The 23,082-nt window shown below is 75.8% G+C and carries 1 protein-coding gene and 1 pseudogene (1 of these 2 running past the window's edge); both read right to left on the reverse strand.

The window, feature by feature from the left end; all coding sequences use genetic code 11:
* Positions 1 to 6,355 (reverse strand): annotated as a pseudogene (locus tag RM609_RS01365) (SDR family NAD(P)-dependent oxidoreductase) (its annotated part extends 24,962 nt beyond the left edge of the window); the annotation flags it as partial.
* Between the two features lie 102 nt (positions 6,356 to 6,457).
* The gene (locus RM609_RS01370) at positions 6,458 to 22,930 is read right to left on the reverse strand and encodes a type I polyketide synthase (RefSeq protein ID WP_438828369.1); all 16,473 of its coding nucleotides are present in this window, start codon (positions 22,928 to 22,930) and stop codon (positions 6,458 to 6,460) included.
* Positions 22,931 to 23,082: the final 152 nt, after the last annotated feature.

Genomic DNA, 23,082 nt, shown 5'->3' on the forward strand with positions numbered 1-23,082 from the left:
CGACACCGGCGGCGGCCTGGGTGTGACCGATGTTGGACTTCACGGAACCCAGCCACAGCGGCCGGTCCTCCGCACGGTCCTGGCCATACGTGGCCAGCAGCGCCTGGGCCTCGATCGGGTCACCCAGCGTCGTACCCGTACCGTGTGCCTCCACCGCGTCGACGTCTGCCGTCGACAGGCCGGCGCTCGCCAGCGCCTGGCGGATCACCCGCTGCTGCGACGGGCCGTTCGGGGCCGTCAGGCCGTTGGACGCGCCGTCCTGGTTGACCGCCGAACCCCGCAGGACGGCCAGCACCCGGTGCCCGTTGCGCTTGGCGTCCGACAGGCGCTCCAGCACCAGCATGCCGACGCCCTCCGCCCAGCCGACGCCGTCGGCGGCGTCCGCGAAGGCCTTGCTGCGGCCGTCGGCCGCGAGGCCGCGCTGGCGGGAGAACTCCACGAACGTCGTCGGCGTCGACATCACCGTCACACCGCCGGCCAGCGCCAGCGAGCACTCGCCCGAGCGCAGCGCCTGCGCCGCCCAGTGCAGGGCGACCAGCGACGACGAGCAGGCCGTGTCGACCGTGACGGCCGGGCCCTCCAGGCCGAAGGTGTACGAGACCCGGCCCGAGGCGATGCTGGCGGCGCTGCCGTTGCCGCGGAAGCCTTCGAACTGGTCGCCGACCAGCATGTTCGCGTAGTCGTTGTACATCACGCCGGCGAAGACGCCGGTCCTGCTGCCGCGCAGGGTCAGCGGGTCGATGCCCGTGCGCTCGATCGCCTCCCATGTCGCCTCCAGCAGCAGCCGCTGCTGGGAGTCCGTGGCCAGGGCCTCACGAGGGCTCATCCCGAAGAACTCCGGGTCGAACTCGCCCGCCTCGTGGAGGAAGCCGCCGGAGCGGGTGTAGGAGGTGCCGGGCACCTCGGGGTCGGGGTTGTAGAGGGCCTCGACGTCCCAGCCGCGGTCGGCCGGGAAGTCGGAGACCGCGTCGACGCCCTCCGACACCAGCCGCCACAGGTCCTCCGGGGACGACACGCCGCCCGGGTATCGGCAGCTCATGCCGACGATGACCACCGGGTCGTCGGCCACCGCCGGCAGCGTGCCGACGGCCGCTCGGGGCGACTCCTCCGGCTCCGTGCCGCCGAACAGTTCGTCCAGCAGGAAGCCGACCAGGGCCTCCGGGGTCGGGTAGTCGAAGACCACGGTGGCCGAGAGGCGCAGGCCCGTGGCCGCGTTCAGGCGGTTGCGGAGTTCGACGGCCGTCAGCGAGTCGAATCCGAGGTCCTGGAAGGCTCGCGACGCCTTCACCGTGTCCGCGTCGGCGTGGCCGAGGACCACCGCGATCTGGCCGCGGACCAGGTCCTGGAGCACCTCCCGGCGCTCGACCGGGCCGAGCCCGGTGAGGCGGCCCACGAGGCCGGCGGCCGCAGCCGAGGCCGTCACCGCCGAGCGGCGCGCGCGGCCGCGGACCAGGCCGCGCAGGAGCGCGGGGGCGTCGCCCTGGGCCCGCAGGGCGGGGAGGTCGAAGCGGACGGGCAGGACGACGGCGTCGTCCACCGTCAGCGCGGCGTCGAACAGGGCGACGCCTTCGGCGGGGGTGAGTTCGGGCATGCCCGAGCGGGCGATGCGCCGGATGTCGACGTCCGACAGGGTGCCGGTCATGCCGCCGTCCTGGGTCCACGGACCCCACGGCATGGAGACGGCGGTGCGGCCGGTGGCCCGCCGGTGCTGGGCGAGGGCGTCGAGGAAGGCGTTGCCCGCCGCGTAGTTGGCCTGGCCCGGGCCGCCGAAGACTCCGGAGACGGAGGAGAAGGTGATGAAGGCGTCGAGGTCGAGGTCCCTGGTCGCCTCGTGGAGGTGCCAGGCCGCGTCGGTCTTCGGGCGGAGGACGGTGGCGAGCCGCTCCGGTGTCAGGGATTCCACCACGCCGTCGTCGAGGACGCCGGCGGTGTGTACGACGGCCGTGACGCGGTGCCGTGCCACCAGGTCGTCTACGGCCGCCCGGTCCGTGACGTCGCAGGCCTCGACGGTGATGTCGGCGCCCTGGCCGGTCAGTTCGCGGGCCAGTTCCCCGGCGCCGTCGGCGGCGGGGCCTCTGCGGCTGACGAGGAGGAGGTTCCGTACGCCGTGCGCGGTCACGAGGTGGCGGGCGACGGCGCGGCCGAGGCCGCCCGTGCCGCCGGTGACGAGGACGGTGCCGTCCGGGTTCCAGGGGGAGCCCGTGGTCTCCTGGGGTGTGGCCCGGGTCAGTCGCGCGGTGAGGATCTCGCCGTCGCGGAGGAGCAGTTGCGGCTCGTCGGGGGTCAGGGCGAGGGCCTGCGGGAGTGCGGTGAGGCAGGCCGCCTCATCGCCCTCCAGGTCCAGCAGGCCGAAGCGGTCCGGGTGCTCGGAGCGTGCCGAGCGCACCAGGCCCCACGCCGCCGCCGCGGCGAGGTCGTTGCCGGCGGTGGCGCCCCGGGTCGTGAACACCAGCCGCGACCCGGCGAACCGCTCGTCCGCCAGCCATGCCTGGACGAGTTCCAGCACCCGGGCGGTCACCGTGTGGACGGAGTCCACGACGGCGTCCGGATAGCCGTCGCCCGCCACGGGGACGAGGACGGTGCCGGGTACGTCGCCGGCCTCGGCCAGCGCCGTCAGGTCCGTACGGTGGACGTAGCGGTCGGCGGGGAAGGCGGCGGACGTCTCCGCGCCGGTGCCCACGACCGCGATCGGGTCCCGGTCGGCGCCCGGCCGTGTCGCGCGCTGGGGTACGGGTGTCCAGCGCAGCTGGAACAGGGAGTCCCGGCCGGCCGTGCCCGTGGCGTCCGCGCCGGCGCCCGTCAGGCGGTCGGCGCGGTCGGCCGAGACGGCCCGCAGGACGAGCGTGTCGACGGAGGCGACGGGGCCGCCCTCGGCGTCGGCGACGGTCACGGACACCGAGTCGTCGCCCGTGCGGACGACGCGGACGCGGATCGCGGAGGCGCCGGACGCGTGGAGGGTGACGCCCTCCCAGGAGAAGGGCAGGACGCCCCGCTCCATGCCGTTGAAGGCGGTGACGTGGAGGGCCGCGTCGAGCAGCGCGGGGTGGATGCCGTAGGCCGCGGCGTCGCCCTCGCCGGTGGCGGGCAGGGACACCTCGGCGTACATCTCGTCGCCGCGCCGCCAGGCGCGGCGCAGGCCCTGGAAGAGCGGGCCGTAGTCGAAGCCGCCGACGGCCATCCGGTCGTAGAGGCCGGTCAGTTCGACGGGCTCGGCGCCGGTGGGCGGCCAGGTGGTGGTGTCGAGGGCGGCGGGCGGGTGCTCGTCCTCGGTGCTGCCCAGTACGCCGGTGGCGTGGCGGGTCCAGGGGCGTTCGCCGTCGCCTTCGGGGCGTGAGCGGGCGGTGAGGGTGCGGCGGCCGGAGTCGTCGGCGGGGCCGATGTGCAGTTGCAGCTGGACGCCGGCGCCGTCCTCGGGGAGGACGAGGGGCGCGGCGAGGGTCAGGTCCTCGATGCGGTCGCAGCCGACCTCGTCGGCGGCGCGGATGGCGAGTTCGACGAAGGCGGTGCCGGGAAGGAGGACGGAGCCCAGGACCATGTGGTCGGCGAGCCAGGGGTGGGTGCGTACCGACAGGCGGGTGGTGAGCAGCAGGCCGTCGCCGCCGTCGGGGAGTTCCACGGAGGCGGTGGCGCTCAGCAGCGGGTGGTCGGTCGCTTCGAGGCCGGCGGTGCCGACGTCGCCGGTGGCGGGGGCGGGCTCGGGCCAGTAGCGCCGGTGCTGGAAGGCGTAGGTGGGGAGGTCGGTGTCGCGGGCTCCCGTGCCGGTGAAGAAGGCGGTCCAGTCGACGTCCGTGCCCTGGGTGGAGAGGTGGGCGAGGGCGGTGAGGAGGGCCGGTTCCTCCGGGCGGTCCTTGCGGAGGGCGGGGACGGCGAGCGTCTCGTCGGGGAGGGATTCCCGGGCCATGGCGGAGAGGGTGCCGTCGGGGCCGAGTTCCAGGAGGCGGGTGACGCCTTCCGCGTGGAGGGTGCGGATGCCGTCGGCGAAGCGGACGGCCTCGCGGACGTGGCGGACCCAGTAGTCCGGGGAGCGCAGTTGGTCGTCGGTGGCGAGGCCGCCGGTGACGTTGGAGACGACGGTGAGGTCCGGGCGGGCGAAGGTCAGGGCGGCGACGGTGGTGCGGAAGTCGTCCAGCATCGGTTCCATCAGCGGGGAGTGGAACGCGTGGGAGACCCGCAGCCGGCTGGTCTTGCGGCCTTCGGCGGTGAAGTGGGCGCGTATGCGCTCGACGGCGTCCTCGCCGCCGGAGATCACGACGGACGACGGGCCGTTGACGGCGGCGATCGACACGTCGTCCGTCAGCAGGGGCAGGACTTCGTCCTCGGTGGCGCGGAGGGCGGCCATGGCCCCGCCGCGCGGCAGGGCCTGCATCAGGCGGCCCCGGGCGGCGACGAGTGCGCACGCGTCGGCCAGCGGGAGGGCGCCCGCGACGTGGGCGGCGGTGATCTCGCCGAGCGAGTGCCCGGCGACGTACTCGGGGCGGACGCCCCAGGACTCCACGAGCCGGAAGAGGGCGACCTCGACGGCGAAGAGCCCGGCCTGGGCGTACACGGTCTGGTCGAGGAGGTCCTGGTCCTCGCCCCAGACGATGTCGCGGAGGGAGCGGCCCAGGTGCTCGTCCAGCGCGGCGCACGCGGCGTCGAAGGCTTCGGCGAACGCCGGGAAGCGGCCGTGGAGTTCGCGGCCCATGCCCAGGCGCTGGGAGCCCTGGCCGGAGAAGAGGAAGGCCGTCCGGCCCGGGGCGGCCGCGCCTTGGACGAGGCCGGCGTCGGGCTCGCCGGCGGCGAGTGCGGTCAGGGCCCGGGTGAGGGTTTCGGGGCCGTCGCCGAGGACGACCGCGCGGTGCGGGAGGCCGGCCCGGGTGGCCACGAGGGAGTGGCCGACGTCCAGGGGGTGCCCGCCGCTGTGGTCCAGCAGGCGGGCGGCCTGGGCGCGGAGGGCCTCCTCCGTCTTGCCGGTGAGCACCCAGGGCACCACGCCCGGGGTCACGGCGCCTTCCCGCTCCTCGGCGGCGGGCTCCGCCTCGGCCTGCTCCAGGATCACGTGGGCGTTGGTGCCGCTGATGCCGAAAGCGGAGACGGCGGCGCGGCGCGGGCGGCCGGTGGCGGGCCAGTCGAGGCGCTCGGTGAGCAGTTCGACGGCGCCCGCCGACCAGTCCACGTGGGAGGTGGGCTCGTCGACGTGGAGGGTGGGCGGCAGGACGCCCTGCCGCATGGCCATGACCATCTTGATGACGCCGGCGACGCCGGCCGCCGCCTGGGCGTGGCCGATGTTGGACTTGATGCCGCCGAGGCGCAGCGGCTGCCCGGCGGGCCGGTCCTGGCCGTAGGTGGCGAGCAGTGCCTGGGCCTCGATCGGGTCGCCCAGGGTCGTACCGGTGCCGTGGGCCTCGACGGCGTCGACCTGGTCGGGGGTGAGCTGGGCGTTGGCGAGGGCGGCGCGGATGACGCGCTGCTGGGAGGGGCCGTTGGGGGCGGTGAGGCGGCTGCTTGCGCCGTCCTGGTTGACGGCGGTGCCGCGGACGACGGCGAGGACGCGGTGGCCGTTGCGGCGGGCGTCGGAGAGGCGTTCGACGAGGAGGACGCCGACGCCCTCGGCCCAGCCGGTGCCGTCGGCGGCCTCGGCGAAGGGCTTGCAGCGGCCGTCGGCGGCGAGTCCGCGCTGGCGGGAGAACTCGGTGAAGAGGCTGGTGGTGGGCATCACGGCGACGCCGCCCGCGAAGGCGAGGGAGCACTCGCCGGAGCGCAGGGCGCGGACGGCGAGGTGGAGGGCGACGAGGGAGGAGGAGCAGGCCGTGTCCACGGTGACGGCCGGGCCTTCGAGGCCGAGGGTGTAGGCGATGCGGCCGGACAGGACGCTGGTGGCGCCGCCGGTGAGGAGGTGGCCCTCGGTCTCGTCGGTGCGGGAGGCGAGCGAGCCGTAGTTGGTGTCGGCGCCGCCGACGAAGACGCCGGTGTCGCTGCCGCGCAGGGAGGCGGGGTTGATGCGGGCGCGTTCGACGGCCTCCCAGGCCGATTCGAGCAGCAGCCGCTGCTGCGGGTCCATGGCCAGCGCCTCGCGGGGGGCGATACCGAAGAGCTCCGCGTCGAAGTCGGCCGCCCCGGTGAGGAAGCCGCCCTGGCGCACATAGCTCTTCCCCGGCTTGCCGGGCTCGGGGTCGTAGAGGGCGTCGAAGTCCCAGCCGCGGTCGGTGGGGATGTCGCCGACCGCGTCGACACCGCCGTCGACGAGCCGCCACAGGTCCTCGGGGGAGGTCACGCCGCCGGGGAAGCGGCAGGCCATGCCGACGACGGCGATGGGCTCGCTGTCCTTGGCCTCGACGGTCTCCAGCCGCTGCTTCGCTCGCCGCAGGTCCGCGGTGACGCGCTTGAGATAGTCCCGGAGCTTGTCTTCGGTGCTGCTGGTCATGGTGCTTGCTTCCTCCCAGTCCGGAAAATGCTGTTTTTCGACTGACTGGGCTTGTCAGGCGAGGCCGAGTTCTTTGTCGATGAGGTCGAACATCTCGTCGTCGGTCTCGGCGGCTTCGAGGTCGGAGGCGGCGGAATCGTCGGCCGTGGCGTCCTCGGCCGTCGTGCCGTCGTCGGCGGCGTCGAGCTTCCACTGGAGTGACTTGAGGCGCTGGAGCAGCCGGGTGCGGGCCTCGCCGTCCAGCTCGCCCACGGCCACGGCGGCTTCCAGGAGGCCGAGTTCCGCGAAGACGGGCGTGGTCTCCCCGGCGTCGTCGGCTCCGGTGGCGAGGTCGAGCCGTTCGCGGAGGTGGCGGACGAGGCCGAGCGGCGTCGGGTGGTCGAAGATCGCCGTGGTGGGCAGCCGCAGCCCGGTCTCGGCGTTGAGCCGGTTGCGCAGTTCGACGGCGGTGAGCGAGGTCATCCCCAGGTCGAGGAAGCCGCGTTCGGCGTCGACGGCCTCGGCCGAGCCATGGCCGAGGACGGTGGCGACGTGCCCGGCGACGAGCCGCAGCAGCAGTGCTTCCTGCTTCGGCGCGCTGAGCCCGGCCAGCCGCTCGGCGATCCCCTCCTCGCGGACGCCGTCCCCGCCGCCGGTCGCGGCGCGCCGTACGGGCGTACGGACGAGGGTGCGCAGCAGCGGGGGGACGCCGGCGGGGGCGGAGGCGGCCAGGGCGCGCGGGTCGAGCCGGACGGGCACGAGGAGGGCGCTGTCGACGCCGGAGGAGGCGTCGAGCAGGGCCAGTCCCTGGCCGGTCGGCATCGGCAGCATGCCGGAGCGGGTGAAGCGGTCGAGGTCCACGTCATCCAGAGTGGACGTCATTCCACTCGATTCTTCCCAGTATCCCCACGCGAGGGACACGGCGGGCAGGTCCTGGGCGCGGCGGTGGTGGGCGAGGGCGTCGAGGAAGGCGTTGGCGGCGGCGTAGTTGGCCTGGGCCATACCGCCGGCGACGCCGGCGAAGGAGGAGAAGAGGACGAAGGCGGAGAGCCCGGCCTCGCGGGTGAGCTCGTGGAGGTGCCACGCGGCGTCGGCCTTGGGCCGCAGCACGCGCTCGGCCTGATCGGCGGTCAGGTTCTCCAGCAGTCCGTCGTCGAGGACGCCCGCGGCGTGGACGACGGCGGTCAGCGGGTGCGCGGCCGGGATCCCGGCGAGCACGCGGGCGAGATCGGTGCGGTCGGCGGCGTCGCAGGCGACGACGGTGGCCTCCGCGCCCAGGGCGGCCAGTTCCTCGCACAGTTCCCGGGAGCCCGGGGCGTCGGGGCCCCGGCGGCCGGTGAGGAGCAGGTGGCGGACGCCGTGGTGGGCGGCGAGATGCCGGGCGACATGGCCGCCGAGCGTTCCCGTGCCACCGGTGATCAGCACGGTGCCCTCGCCGGTGGGGTTCCACTCCCAGACGGGGGCGTCCGCGAGGTCGGCCGGGTCCGTGCGGACCAGGCGCGGGACGGTCGCCGTGCCGGCGCGGACGGCCAGCTGGGTCTCCCCCGCCGCTTCGGCCGCGGCGAGGGCCGGGGCCAGGGCGGCGGTGGAGCGGTCGTCGCCGTCGAGGTCGGCGAGGACGAAGCGCCCGGGGTGCTCGGTCTGCGCGGAGCGGACCAGGCCCCACAGGGCGGCCCCGGCCGGGGCGGGCACCGTGTCGTCGGGCCCGGTGGCGACGGCGCCTTCGGTGACGAGGACGAGCCGGGAGCCGGCGAACCGCTCGTCGCCGAGCCATGCCTGGACGAGGGCGAGGCCGTCCCGGACCACCCGGTGGGCGGCCTCGGGCACGCCCCCGGAGCCCCCGGTGGCGAGCCGCAGCAGCACGGTGCGGGGAGCCCGCTCCCCCGCGTCGAGGGCCGTGCCGAGGGCGGTGAGGTCGGTGTACGCGCGGACGGGCACCCCGGTCAGCGGGGCCGCGTCGCCGAGGACGGCGAAGTCCGCGGCCTCCGACGGGCCTTCCGGGGCGAGTGGGGTCCAGCTCACCCGGTGGAGCGCCTCGTGCCGCGCGCCACCGACGGTGGTGAGCCGGTCGGCGGTGAGCTCCCGCGTCGTCACGGCGTCGACGACGGCGACGGGCGTGCCCGTGGTGTCCCACGCGGTCAGCGAGACGGTGTCGTCGCCCGCCGGGGCGAGCCGTACCCGGAGGCGGTCGGCGCCGGTGGCGAGGACCGTGGCGTCCCGCCAGGCCGTCGGGAGCGCGGGCGTGCCGTCGGGGTCGCGCAGGGTGAGGAGCGCCTGGAGCAGGGCCGGGTGGAGGCGGAAGCCGGAGGCGCCCGCCCGGTCCTCGTCGGCCAGGGCGACCTCGGCGTACAGCTCCCCGTCGCCCTGCCACAGCGCGCGGACCGTGCGGAACGCCGGCCCGTGGTCGTGCCCGTGGGCGGCGAGCGTGTCGAGGAGGGCGTCCGGCTCGACCGGGCGCGCGCCTGTGGGCGGCCAGGTGACGGGCATCGGGGCGGCGGGGGCGGCCGGTCCGGCGGTCAGGGTGCCGGTGGCGTTCCGCGTCCACGGCGTATCCGTACCGGCCGGGCGCGTGTGCACGGTGACCGGGCGCGGCCCGTCACCGTCGGCCGTGCCGACGGCCACCTGGACGTCGACGGCTCCCCGCTCCGGCAGGGCGACCGGCAGGTGTTCGGTGAGCTCGTGGACCGTCGCGCAGCCCGCCTCGTCGCCCGCGCGCACGGCCCATTCGAGCAGGAGCGTGCCGGGGACGACGGCGGAGCCGTGGACCGTGTGACCGGCCAGCCAGGGGTGGGTGGCGAGGCCGACGGTGCCGGTGAGGACGGCGCCGGCGTCGGCGAGGGCCACGGCCGTGCCCAGGCCCGCCGGGTCGGCGGAACCGGACGACTCCAGCCAGAAGCGCTCGCGCTGGAAGGCGTACGTGGGCAGTTCGGCGGGGCGGCCGCCCGCGACGGCACCGGTCCAGTCGACGGGCACGCCGTGGACGTGCGCCTCGGCCAGGGAGGTCAGCATGCGCTCGGCCCCGCCGTCGTCGCGGCGCAGCGAGCCGATGGAGACGGCGTCGGCCTCGGCGTCGGCGACGGTGTCCTCGATGCCCACGGTCAGGACGGGGTGCGGGCTGCACTCGACGAACACGTCGTGGCCCTGGGCGAGGAGCGCCCGCAGCGCGTCCTCCAGCCGTACGGTGCGGCGCAGGTTCCGGTACCAGTAGGCGGCGTCCAGGGGCTCGTCGTCGCCGAGCCAGTCGCCGGTGACGGTCGAGAAGAACGGCACGTCGCCGGGGACGGGCGCGAGGCCGTCGAGGTCGGCCAGGAGGGTGTCGTGGATCCGTTCGACCTGGGCGGAGTGGGAGGCGTAGTCGACGGGGATCCGCTTGGCGCGGACGCCGTCGGCCGCGCATTCGGCGAGGAGTTCGTCGAGGGCCGTGTCATCGCCGGAGACGACGACGGTGGAGGGGCCGTTGACGGCGGCGACGGACAGCTTGTCGCCCCAGCGCGCGAGGCGGTCGGTGATATCGGCGTGCGAGGTGGTCACGGAGACCATGCCGCCGTGGCCGGAGAGGTCCACGGCGATGGCCTGGCTGCGCAGGGCGACGACCTTGGCCCCGTCCTCCAGGGACAGCGCCCCGGCGACGCAGGCCGCGGCGATCTCGCCCTGGGAGTGGCCCAGGACGGCGGCGGGGCGGACGCCGTGGGCGCGCCACATCTCCGCGAGGGAGACCATGACCGCCCACAGCGCGGGCTGGGCCACGTCCACGCGGTCGAGCCCCGGCGCGTCCGCGTCGCCGCGCAGGACCTCGGTCAGGGACCAGTCGACGTACGGGGCGAGGGCGCGCTCGCACGCGGCGATGCGGTCCGCGAAGGCGGTGGAGGCGGCGAGCAGTTCGGTGCCCATGCCGGCCCACTGGGAGCCCTGGCCGGGGAAGACGAAGACGGCCTTGCGCTCGCGGGAGCCGGTGAAGCCGCCGTGGACGGTGCCGGTGGCGGGCTCGCCCTCGGCGAGGGCGCGCAGCCGCTCGGTGAGCCGCTCGCGGCCGGCGCCGACGACCACGGCCCGGTGTTCGAGGGTGGAGCGCCGGGTGGCGAGGGAGTACGCGAGGTCGAGCGCGGCCGCGTCGGGGTGCCGCTCCAGGTGGGTGAGCAGGGCGCGGGCCTGGCCGCGCAGTCCGCGCTCGCTACGGGCCGACAGCAGCCAGGGCACCGTGTCGGCGGGGGTCTCCGGCGTGCTCTCCGCCGGTGCTTCCGCGTCGGCGGGGGCCTGTTCGAGGATGACGTGGACGTTGGTGCCACTGATGCCGAAGGAGGACACGCCGGCCCGGCGGGGGCGGTCGTTCTCGGGCCATTCGACGGCCCGGTCCAGCAGGCTCACCGCGCCCGCGCTCCAGTCGACGTGCGGGGAGGGCTCGTCGATGTGGAGGCTCTGGGGCAGGGTGGCGTTGCGGATCGCGAGGACCATCTTCATGACGCCCGCGACACCGGCCGCCGCCTGCGCGTGACCGATGTTGGACTTCACCGAGCCCAGCCACAGCGGCCGGTTCTCCGGCCGGTCCTGGCCATACGTGGCCAGCAGCGCCTGCGCCTCGATCGGGTCACCCAGCGTGGTGCCCGTACCGTGCGCCTCCACCGCGTCGACGTCGGCGGACTTCAGACCCGCGTTGGCGAGGGCCTGGCGGATCACCCGCTGCTGCGACGGACCGTTCGGCGCGCTCAGACCGTTCGAGGCACCGTCCTGATTGACCGCCGAGCCCCGTACGACCGCCAGCACCGGGTGACCGTTGCGCCGCGCGTCCGACAGCCGCTCCACGAGCAGCAGGCCGACGCCCTCGGCGAATCCGGTGCCGTCGGCGCTCGCGGCGAAGGGCTTGCAGCGGCCGTCGCCGGCGAGGCCGCGCTGGCGGGCGAAGTCGGTGAACAGGCGCGGCGAGGACATGACGGTCACACCGCCGGCGAGGGCGAGCGTGCACTCGCCCTGCCGCAGGGACTGCGCGGCCATGTGCAGGGCGACCAGCGACGACGAGCAGGCCGTGTCGACGGTCACCGCCGGGCCCTCCAGGCCCAGGGCGTAGGCGACGCGGCCGGAGACGACGCTCATGGCGTTGCCGTTGTTCACGTACCCGGCGAGTTCCTCGGGGATCTCGGGGACGCGGGCGACGTAGTCGCTGGAGGACAGTCCGGCGAAGACGCCGGTGCGGCTGCCGCGTACGGACCTGGGGTCGATGCCCGCGCGTTCGAAGGTCTCCCACGCGGTCTCCAGCAGCAGCCGCTGCTGCGGGTCCATGGCCAGGGCCTCGCGCGGCGAGATGCCGAAGAATCCCGCGTCGAACTCGGCGGCGTCGTAGAGGAAGCCGCCCTCACGGGTGCGGGAGGAGCCGGTTCCGTCGGGCACGGAGGCGTAGACCGTGTCGGGGTCCCAGCCGCGGTCCTCGGGGAAGCCGGCGATGGCGTCGGTGCCGGAGGCCAGCAGCTCCCACAGGTCCTGGGGCGAGCGGACGCCGCCGGGCAGCCGGCAGGCCATGCCCACGACGGCGATCGGCTCGTCGGCGGCGGACGCGACAGTGGTGTCGGCGTCGGCGGAGCTGTCGGAGAGGCCGTCGGAAAGCTCGCCGTCGAGGTAGGCGGCGAGGGCCACGGGGGCCGGGTAGTCGAAGGCGAGGGTGGCCGGCAGGCGCAGGCCGGTGGCGGTGCCGAGCCGGTTGCGGAGCTCGACGGAGGTGAGCGAGTTGAAGCCCAGGTCGCGGAAGGCCCGTTCGGCGTGGACGAGGCTCGTGTCCGTGTGGCCCAGGACGGCCGCGACGCAGCCGCTGACCAGCTCCAGCAGGTGGGCGCGGCGGTCGGTGGCGGGCAGGCCCGCGAGCCGCTGCCGGAGCGCGTCGGTGCCCGAGGCGGGGCGTTCGGCGCCGGCGGCGCGCCGTGCGGTGCTGCCCCGGTAGAGGCCGCGCAGCAGGGCGGGGAGTTCGGCCGGGCGGCGGGTGCGCAGGACGGCGCCGTCCAGGCGGACGGGGACGAGCAGGGGCCTGCGGGCGGCGAGGGCGGCGTCGAAGAGGGCGAGGCCGTCGGTCGTGGAGAGGGTGAGCGCGCCGGACTGGCGGGCCCGCGCGCGGTCGCCGTCGTCGAGGTGGGCGGTCATCTCGCTGGCCTGTGCCCACAGTCCCCAGGCGAGGGAGGTGGCGGGCCGGCCCTGGACGCGGCGGTGCTGGGCGAGGGCGTCGAGGTAGGCGTTGGCGGCGGCGTAGTTGCCCTGGCCGGCGGAGCCGAAGACGCCGGCGGCCGAGGAGAACAGCACGAACCCGGCGGGGTCGTGGGGTGCGGTGAGCTCGTGGAGGTGGCGGGCGGCGTCGGCCTTGGCCCGCAGGACGCCGGTGAGCCGCTCGGGGGTCAGGGAGGTGATCACGCCGTCGTCGAGAACACCGGCGGCGTGTACGACGGCGGTCAGCGGGTGCTCGGCGGGGATACCGGCCAGCAGCGCCGTGAGCGCGTCGCGGTCGGCGGTGTCGCAGGCGGCGACGGTGACGTGGGCGCCCAGGGCGGTCAGTTCGTCGTGGAGTTCGGGGGCGCCGGGGGCGGTCATACCGCGCCGGCTGGTGAGGAGCAGGTGCCGGGTGCCGTGGTGGGTGACGAGGTGGCGGGCCAGCAGGCCGCCGAGCTCGCCGGTGCCGCCGGTGATCAGCACGGTGCCGTCGGGGTCCCAGGGGCGGGGCACGGTGAGGACGACCTTGCCGACGTGGCGGGCCTCGGACACGAAGCGGAAGGCCTCGCGGGCGTGCTGGACGTCCCAGGTGGTGACGGGCAGCGGCCGCAGCGTCCCGTCCTCGAACAGGGCGACGAGCTCGGCGAGCATCTCGTGGATGCGCTCGGGCCCGGCCTCGATCAGGTCGAACGCCCGGTAGGCGACGCCCTCGTGCTCCCGGGCGACGTCGTCGGCCTCGCGGATGTCGGTCTTGCCCATCTCGATCAGCCGGCCGCCGGGGGGCAGCAGGCGCAGCGAGGCGTCGACGAAGTCCCCGGCGAGGGAGTTGAGGACGACGTCCACGCCCCGGCCGCCGGTGGTCCCGCGGAAGTGGTCCTCGAAGTCGAGGGTGCGGGAGGAGGCCAGCTTGTCGGCGGGCCAGCCCTCGGCGCGCAGCAGCTCCTGCTTGTACGTGCTGGCGGTGCCGAGGATGTCGGCGCCCCAGTGGCGGGCCAGTTGGGCGGCGGCCATGCCGACGCCGCCGGCGGCGGCGTGGATGAGGACGGTCTCCCCGGCGGTGAGGCCGGCGAGGTCGCGCAGGGCGTAGTAGGCGGTGAGGAACACCACGGGGACGGCGGCGGCCTGCTCGAAGGACATGCCGCGCGGTACGGGCGCGAGGACGCGGTGGTCGGCCACGGCCAGCGGGCCGAAGCCGCCGGGCACCATGCCCATCACGTGGTCGCCGACGGCGACCCCGTCGACGCCGGGTCCGGTCTCGACGACGACGCCGGCGGCCTCGGAGCCGAGGTACTCGGCGCCGCCGGGGTACATGCCGAGGGAGTTGAGGACGTCGCGGAAGTTCAGGCCGGCGGCGCGGACGGCGATGCGGACCTGGCCGGGCTCCAGGGGTCGGGCGGCATCCGGGCAGGGCGTCAGCGCGAGGTTGTCGACGGTGCCCTTCTCCGGGATGTCCAGCCGCCACGGGCCCTCGCCGTCGGGGGCGGTCAGGGGCGCGTGGGTGTGGGTGCGTACGAGGCGGGGCGCGTACGCGGTGCCCTGGCGGAGCGCCAGCTGGGGTTCGTCGGCGGTCACGAGGGCGGGCAGCGGCAGCCAGGAGCCGGCGTGGGCGTCGACGTCGGCGAGGACGATCCGGCCGGGGTGCTCCGACTGCGCCGAGCGCAGCAGGCCGCGTACGGCGGCGGCCGGCAGGTCCCGGACGTCCTCGCCGGTGTGGGTGGCGACGGCGTTCCGGGTGACGACGACGAGGCGGGTGCCGGTGAACCGTTCGTCGGCGAGCCACGTCTGGACGAGCGCCAGGGCGCGTTCGAGCGCGGCGTCCGGCTCATCGCCGGGACGGCCGGTGACGAGGGCCGCGATCACGTCGGGTACGGGCAGGCCGGCCCCGGCCAGGGCCGCCAGGTCCGCTGCCGGGGTCACGGACACTCCGGCGCCGGCGAGGGCGGTGGCGGCGGTGCCGTCCGGATCGGGCCCGATCAGGGCCCACGTGGCCGTCCCGTCCTGGGGGGTCCGCGAGCCGGCCGGCGGCGTCCACTCGACGTGGAACAGCGCCTCGCGGGCGGCGTGGGCGGCCGGGTCGAGGAGCGCGGCCGGTACGGGGCGTACGGTCAGCCGCTCGACGGTGGCGACCGGGCGGCCGGTGCCGTCGGCCATGGTCACGGTGACGGCGTCCGGTCCGGCGGGCGCGATCCGTACGCGCAGCAGGGTGGCGCCGGTGGCGTGGAGGGTGACGCCGGACCAGGAGAACGGCATGCCGGGGCGGCCGTCCTCAGGGGTGAGCGGGCCGAGTCCGGCCGGGTGGAGGGCGGCGTCCAGCAGGGCGGGGTGGAGGCCGAAGCGGGCCGCGTCGGTGCGGGCGCGTTCGGGCAGCTCCACCTCGGCGTACACGTCCGTGCCGTGCCGCCAGGCGGCCCGTACGCCCTGGAAGACGGGCCCGTAGCCATAGCCCTGCTCGGCGAGCGTGGCGTAGAAGCCGTCCACCGCGAGCGCCTCGGCGCCCTGCGGCGGCCAGGCGGTGAGCTCCTGCGGCGTCGCCGGGGCGGCGGGGGCGAGGGTGCCGGTGGCGTGTTCGGTCCAGGTGCCCTCGGCGGTGTCGGCGCCGGGGTCGAGGGTGCGGGCGTGGAGGGTCACGGGCCGGTGCCCGGACTCCTCGGGGGCGCCGATGGCGATCTGCACCCGGACCTCGCCGCGCTCGGGCAGGACGACGGGGGCGTGGAGGGTCAGTTCGTCGACGTGGCCGCAGCCGAGCTCGTCACCGGCGCGGATCACGGCCTCGACGAGGGCGGCGCCGGGTACGACGACGGTGCCCGACACGGCGTGGTCGGCGAGCCAGGGGTGGGTGCGCGCGGACCAGCGCGCGGTGACCATCAGCCCGTCGCCGCCCGCGAGTTCCACGGATGCGCCGAGCATCGGGTGCTCGGGCGACTCCAGCCCTGCGGAGGCGACGTTGCCCGCGCCCTCGACGACGCGCGGCCAGTACCGCTGCCGCTGGAACGCGTACGTGGGCAGCTCGGCGCGCGCGGCGCCCGCGCCGGTGAACAGCGTGGACCGGTCCACGGGGACGCCGTGCGTCCAGGCGTCGGCGAGCGCGGCCCGGAAGCGGGCGGGCCCGCCGTCCTCGCGGCGCAGGGTGCCCGTCGCGGCGGCCGTCACACCGGTGTCGGCGGCGGTCTCCTGCACTCCGGCGATGACCACCGGGTGGGGGCTGACCTCGATGAAGGACTTGTGCCCGGCGTTCAGCAGCGCCCGCGTGGCCGCCTCGAACTCCACGGTCTGCCGCAGGTTGCGGTACCAGTAGGCGGCGTCGAGCGTGGTGGTGTCGACGGGCGCGCCGGTCACCGTCGAGTAGAAGGGGATTTCGGCGGGGCGCGGCGCGACGGGGGCCAGGAGGGTCAGCAGTTCGTCGTGGATCCGCTCGACCTGGGCGGAGTGGGAGGCGTAGTCGACGGGGACGCGCCGGGCGCGGACACCGTCGCGTTCGCAGTCGGCGAGGAGTTCGTCGAGGGCGTCGGGGGCGCCGGAGACGACCACGGAGGCCGGGCCGTTGACGGCGGCGACGGACACCCGCTCGCCCCAGGCGCGGATGCGCGTCCGCACGGCGTCGGCGGGCTGGGCGACGGACACCATTCCGCCGTCGCCGGACAGGGCGCGGGCGATGGCCTGGCTGCGCAGGGCGACGACGCGGGCCGCGTCGTCCAGGGTGAGGGCGCCGGCCACGCAGGCGGCGGCGATCTCGCCCTGCGAGTGGCCGAGGACGGCGGCGGGCTCGACGCCGTGCGCGCGCCACAGCGCGGCCAGCGACACCATCACGGCGAACAGCGCGGGCTGGACGACGTCCACGCGGTCGAGGGAGGGCGCGTCGGGGGCGCCGCGCAGGACGTCCGGCAGCGACCAGTCGACGTACTGGGACAGTGCGGCGCCGCATTCGGCGAGGCGTTCGGCGAAGGCCGGGGAGGTGTCGAGGAGTTCGAGGGCCATGCCGGCCCACTGGGAGCCCTGGCCGGGGAAGACGAACACCGGTCCCCGGTCGCCCTCGGCGGTGCCGTCGAGGACGTGCGGCGAGGGCAGCCCGGCGGCCAACGCGTCGAGCGCGGCGAGGAGTTCGCCGGTGTCGGCGCCGCCGGTGACGACGGCGGCCCGGTGCTCCAGGGCGGCGCGGCCGGTCGCCAGCGCGTGCGCGATGCCGGCGGCGTCGGGCGCCTCGGCGGCACGGACGTACTCGGCCAGTACGCGGGCCTGGTCGCGGAGGGCGTCGCCGGTCCTGGCGGAGAGCAGCCAGGGCGCGGTGGCGGTGGGGACCTCGGTCACGGGCTCGTCGGCGGGGGCCTGTTCGAGGATGATGTGGGCGTTGGTGCCGCTGATACCGAAGGAGGACACACCGGCCCGGCGCGGCCGGTCGCCGCCGGTCCACTCGATGGGTTCGGCGAGGAGGGCGACGGCGCCGTCGGTCCACTCGACGTGCGGGGTGGGCTCGTCGATGTGGAGGCTCTTCGGCAGGACGCCATGGCGCATGGCCAGGACCATCTTCATGATTCCGGCGACACCGGCGGCGGCCTGCGTGTGACCGATGTTCGACTTCACCGAACCCAGCCACAGCGGCCGGTCCTCCGCACGGTCCTGACCGTAGGTCGCCAGCAACGCCTGCGCCTCGATCGGGTCACCCAGCGTCGTACCCGTACCGTGCGCCTCCACCGCGTCCACATCGCCGGGCTTCAGGCCCGCGTTGGCCAGCGCCTGACGGATGACGCGCTGCTGCGACGGACCGTTCGGGGCACTCAGACCGTTCGACGCGCCGTCCTGGTTGACCGCGCTGCCGCGTACGACCGCCAGCACCGGGTGGCCGTTGCGCCGCGCGTCCGACAGCCGCTCCACCAGCAGCAGGCCGACGCCCTCGCTCCAGCCCGTGCCGTCGGCGGCGGCCGCGAAGGGCTTGCACCGGCCGTCGGCGGCGAGCCCGCGCTGCCGGGAGAACTCCACGAAGGAGTACGGGGTGGACATGACCGTCACACCGCCCGCGACCGCGAGCGTGCACTCGCCCTGGCGCAGGGACTGCGCGGCCATGTGCAGGGCGACCAGCGACGACGAGCAGGCCGTGTCGACGGTGACGGCCGGGCCCTCGAAGCCGAAGGTGTAGGCGACGCGGCCGGAGACGACGCTCATGGCGTTGCCGGTCAGCAGGTGGCCGGCGACCTCGTCGCGGGTGCCGTCGAGGATGGTCTGGTAGTCGTTCGAGTTGGTGCCGGCGAACACGCCGGTGCGGCTGCCGCGCAGGGAGTCCGGGTCGATCCCGGCCCGTTCGAGGACCTCCCAGGTGGTCTCCAGCAGGAGCCGCTGCTGCGGGTCCATGGCCAGCGCCTCGCGCGGCGAGATCCCGAAGAACCCGGCGTCGAAGCCGGCCGCGTCCGTCAGGAATCCGCCCTCGCGGACGTAGCTGGTGCCCTGGTGGTCGGGGTCGGGGTGGTGGAGGCCCTCGGTGTCCCAGCCGCGGTCCTCGGGGAAGGGGGTGATGCCGTCGGCGCCCTCGGCGAGGAGCCGCCAGAAGTCCTCCGGGGAGTTGGCGCCGCCGGGGAAGCGGCAGGCCATGCCGACGATCGCCACGGGCTCGTCCGGGGCGGCGGCCACGGCGGTCTGTTCGAGGGAGGAGTCCGTCGCGCCCAGCACCTCGGTGCGCAGGAGCGCGGCCACGGCGGCGGCCGTGGGGTGGTCGAAGAGCAGGGTGGCGGGCAGCCGCACCCCCGTCGCGGCGGAGAGCCGGTTGCGCAGCTCGACGGCCGTCAGGGAGTCGAAGCCCAGGTCGCGGAAGGCCCGCCCCGCGTCAATGCCGTCGGGGGACGCGTGGCCGAGGACCTTGGCGATCTCCTCGCGGACCACGTCGACGAGCACGCGCTCCTGTTCGGCGGCCGGGCGGCCCGCGAGGCGGTCGCGCAGCGGCGACCCGCCGGACGCCGCGCCCGGGGCGCGGCCGGCCTCGCCGGCCCGGCGGGCCTCGGGCACGCCGTCGATCAGGGGGCAGGGGCGGGTGGCGGTGAGGGTGGTGGCGTAGGGGGCCCAGTCGATGTCGGCGACGGTGGTGTGGGCCGCGCCCCGGGCGACGGCCCGGCGCAGGGCGGCGAGGGCCGGGGCGGGGGCCATGGGCCGCAGTCCGTCGCGGCTCATGCGTCCGGCGAGGGCGTCGTCGGTGGCCATGCCGTCGCCCGCCCAGGGGCCCCAGGCCACGGAGGTGGCGGCCAGGCCCTGGTGGCGGCGCTGTTCGGCGAGGGCGTCGAGGAACGCGTTGGCGGCGGCGTAGTTGGCCTGGCCGGCGTTGCCGATGACGCCGGTGATCGAGGAGAACAGTACGAACATCCCCAGGTCCTGGCCCTGGGTCAGGTCGTGGAGGTGGCAGGCGGCTTCGGCCTTGGGGCGCAGGACGGTCGCGAAGCGCTCGGGGGTGAGGGTGGCGAGGACACCGTCGTCCAGGACGCCGGCGGCGTGGACGACGCCCGTGAGGGGGGTGTCGTCGGGGATGTCCGCGAGGAGGGCCGCGAGCGCGTCGCGGTCGGCGGCGTCGCAGGCGGCGAGGGTGACGCGGGTGCCCCGGGCGGTGAGTTCGGCGGCCAGTTCGCGGGCGCCGGGGGCGTCCGCGCCGCGCCGGCCGGTGAGCAGCAGGTGCTCGGCCCCGGCCCCGGCGAGGGTACGGGCGACCCGGGCGCCCAGCGCGCCCGTGCCGCCGGTGATCAGGACCGTGCCGTGGACGGGCCAGGCGGCGTCCGTGTCGTCGGCGCCGGCCGGGACGCGCTCCAGGCGGCGGGCGAGGGTTCCGGCGGGGCGGATGGCGACCTGGTCCTCGCGGCCGTCGGCGAGCACGCCGAGGAGCGCGGAGACGGCCCGCGCGTCGGCGTCCTGCGGGAGGTCGATCAGTCCACCCCAGGCGCCGGGGTGTTCGAGGGCGGCCACGCGGCCGAGCCCCCACAGCTGTGCCTGGGCAAGGCTCGTCGGCGCCTCGGTGGCGTCGGCGGCCACGGCGCCCCTGGTGACGCACCACAGCGGCGCGGCGGCGTCGGCGGCCTCCAGGGCGCTGAGGAGCGCGGTGGTCGTGGTGAGGGCGAGCGGTACGGACGGGTGCTGCGGGTGGGAGCGCTCGTCGAGGGCGAGCAGGGACAGCACGCCGGCCACGGGCCCTTCGGCCAGGGCGGCGGCGAGCGCGTCCCGGTCGGCGGTCTCGTCGCCGGTCAGGGTCAGCTTGTCGGCGCGCAGGCCGCCCGGGCCGGTGAGCGCGTCGGTCCAGTCAGCCGTGTCCTCGCCGGTGGTACCGGGTACGGCGAGGAGCCAGCGGCCGGCGGGTGTGCGGTCGGTGCCGGTGGTGACCTGGGTCCAGGTGGTGCGGTAGCTCCAGCCGTCGACGGTGGCGCGGGTGGTGCGGCGGCGGCGCCAGGTGGCGAGGGCGGGCAGGATGCCGCCGAGGGTGGTGGCGGCCTCGTCGGCGTCGAGGGCGAGGACGTCGGAGAGGGTACGGGTGTCCTCGCGTTCGACCGCCGCCCAGAAGTCGGCGTCGACGGCGTCGGCCGGGGCGGGCGCCGTGTCGGTCCCGCCGGGGGCGTCGGAGGTGTTCAGCCAGTACCACTGCCGCTGGAAGGCGTAGGTGGGCAGTTCGACGCGGGTGGCGCCGACGCCGGCGAAGGAGGCGGCCCAGTCCACGCGGACGCCGCGCGCCGAGGCCGCCGCGAGGCCCTCGGCGAGGGCGCGGGTCTCGGGGCGGTCGCCGCGCAGCAGGGGCACGGCCACGGCCGTGCCGTCGGCGGTGAGGCAGCCCTCGACCAGGGGGGTGAGCACCCCGCCCGGGCCGATCTCGACGAAGGCCGTCACGCCCGCGTCCTCCAGGGCGCGTACGGCGTCGGCGAAGCGGACGGTCGCGCGGACCTGGCGCACCCAGTACTCGGGGGAGGTCAGCTCGTCCGCGCCGGCGAGCACGCCGGTGACGGTGGAGACGACGGGGATACGCGGGGCGTGGAAGGTGAGGCTCTCGGCGACGCGCCGGAAGTCGTCCAGCATGGCGTCCATGCGCGGCGAGTGGAAGGCGTGGCTGACCCGCAGCCGCTTGGTGCGGCGGCCCTCGGCCTCCCAGTGGGCGGCGACGCGGGTGACGGTCTCCTCGTCGCCGGAGACGACGACGGAGCGCGGCCCGTTGACGGCGGCTATGGAGACCCGGTCGTCGAGGCCGGTGAGCGAGGCGCGGATCTCTTCCTCGCCGGCCTCGACGGCCGCCATCGCCCCGCCCTCGGGCAGCGCCTCCATCAGGCCGGCGCGGGCGGCCACGAGCCGGGCGGCGTCGGCGAGGGAGAGGACGCCCGCCACGTGGGCGGCGGACAGCTCGCCGATGGAGTGGCCGCCGACGAACTGCGGGGTCACGCCCCAGGATTCGACGAGCCGGTGGAGGGCGACCTCGACGGCGAACAGGGCCGTCTGGGTCCAGCCGGTCCGGTCCAGCAGCGCGGCCTCGGGCGTTCCCTCACCGGCGAAGACGATCTCGCGCAGCGGGCGGTCAAGCAGCGGGTCGAGTTCGGCGCACACGGCGTCGAAGGCCTCGGCGAACACCGGGTGGGTTCGGTGGAGTTCACGGCCCATGCCGACGCGCTGCGAGCCCTGCCCGGCGAAGAGGAACGCCGTGGGGGTCTTGGCGGCGGTGCCGGTGACGAGGCCGTTCGCGGTCCGGCCCTCGGCGAGGGCGTCGAGCCCGGCGAGTGCCTCCTCGCGGCCGTCGGCCACGACGAACGCCCGGTGCTCCATCAGGGGCCGGCCGGTCGCGAGGGAGTGGGCCACGTCGGCGGGGTCGAGCCCGGGGTGGGCGCGCAGGTGCCGGGCGAGGCGGACGGCCTGGGCCCGCAGGGCCTCTGCGGAGCGGGCGGACAGGGCCCAGGGCAGCGCGGCGGGCCGTACGGCGGGTTCGGCGGGGGTGGCGTCGTCGTCGGCTTCGGCCGCTTCCGGCGCCGGGGCCTGTTCGATGATGACGTGGGCGTTGGTGCCGCTGACGCCGAACGACGAGACGGCGGCCCGGCGCGGCCGGCCGGTCTCCGGCCAGGTCTCCTGGCCGGTCAGCAGCCGGGCGTGGCCGGACGTCCAGTCGACGTGCGGGGTGGGCTCGTCGAGGTGGAGGGTCCGCGGGAGGAGGCCGTGGCGCATGGCCAGGACCATCTTCATCACGCCCGCGACACCGGCGGCGGCCTGTGTGTGCCCGATGTTGGACTTGAGCGAGCCGAGGAGGACGGGCCGGTCGGCGGGGCGCTGCTGGCCGTAGGTGGCGAGCAGGGCGTGGGCCTCGATGGGGTCGCCCAGGGTGGTGCCCGTGCCATGGGCCTCGACGGCGTCGATCTCGGGGGCGGTGAGTTCGGCGTTGGCGAGGGCCTGGCGGATGACGCGCTGCTGGGAGGGCCCGTTGGGGGCGGTCAGGCCGTTGGACGCACCGTCCTGGTTGACGGCGCTGCCGCGGATGACGGCCAGCACGGGGTGGCCGTTGCGCCGCGCGTCCGACAGCCGCTCCACGAGCAGCAGGCCGACGCCCTCGCTCCAGCCGGTGCCGTCGGCTTCGGCGGAGAAGGGCTTGCACCGGCCGTCGGGGGCGAGCCCGCGCTGCCGGGAGAACTCGACGAACATCTGCGGCGTGGACATCACGGTGGCGCCGCCCACGAGGGCCATCGTGCACTCGCCCTGGCGCAGCGAGTGCACCGCGAGGTGGAGGGCGACCAGGGAGGAGGAGCAGGCGGTGTCGACGGTGAGGGCGGGGCCTTCGAGGCCGAGGACATAGGAGATGCGGCCGGAGGCGACGCTGATGGCGTTGCCGGTCAGCAGATGGCCGCCGACCTCGTCCCGGTGCCGGACCGGGCCGAGGGAGACCGTGCCCGGGTCGTAGCCGCCGGGGCCGGTGCCGACGAAGACGCCGGTGCGGGTGCCGGCCAGGGACGCCGGGTCGATGCCGGCGCGTTCGACGACCTCCCACGCGGTCTCCAGCAGGAGCCGCTGCTGCGGGTCCATGGCCGTCGCCTCGCGGGGCGAGATGCCGAAGAAGGAGGGGTCGAACTCGCCCGCGTCGTGGAGGAAGCCGCCTTCGCGGGCGTAGCTGGTGCCCTGGTGGGCGGGGTCGGGGTCGTAGAGGCCGTCGAGGTCCCAGCCGCGGTTGGCGGGGAAGGCGGTGACGGCGTCGACGCCGCCCTCGACCAGCTCCCACAGCTCCTCTGGCGTGCGGACGCCACCGGGGTAGCGGCAGCCCATGGCGACGATCGCGATGGGTTCGCGCTGCCGCCGCCGGGTCTCGCCGAGCTCCTCGCGGGTCTCGTGAAGGTCGGCGATGGCACGCTTGAGGTACTCGCGGAGCTTGCCCTCATTCGACATCAGGATGTCAACCCCTCGCTGATCTGCCGGTCTTCGGGAGCGGACTGCCGACTGCCGACACTCACGTCTGACCCGTTTCAAGGCCATCCTGATCGAGGTCGACTGCGGGTTTCCCTAGATGAGGGCGCGAGGGGGTGTGAGAGGCGTTGGGGGAC

It is taken from the genome of Streptomyces hesseae (assembly GCF_031845785.1).
GTDB classification, from domain to species: domain Bacteria; phylum Actinomycetota; class Actinomycetes; order Streptomycetales; family Streptomycetaceae; genus Streptomyces; species Streptomyces hesseae.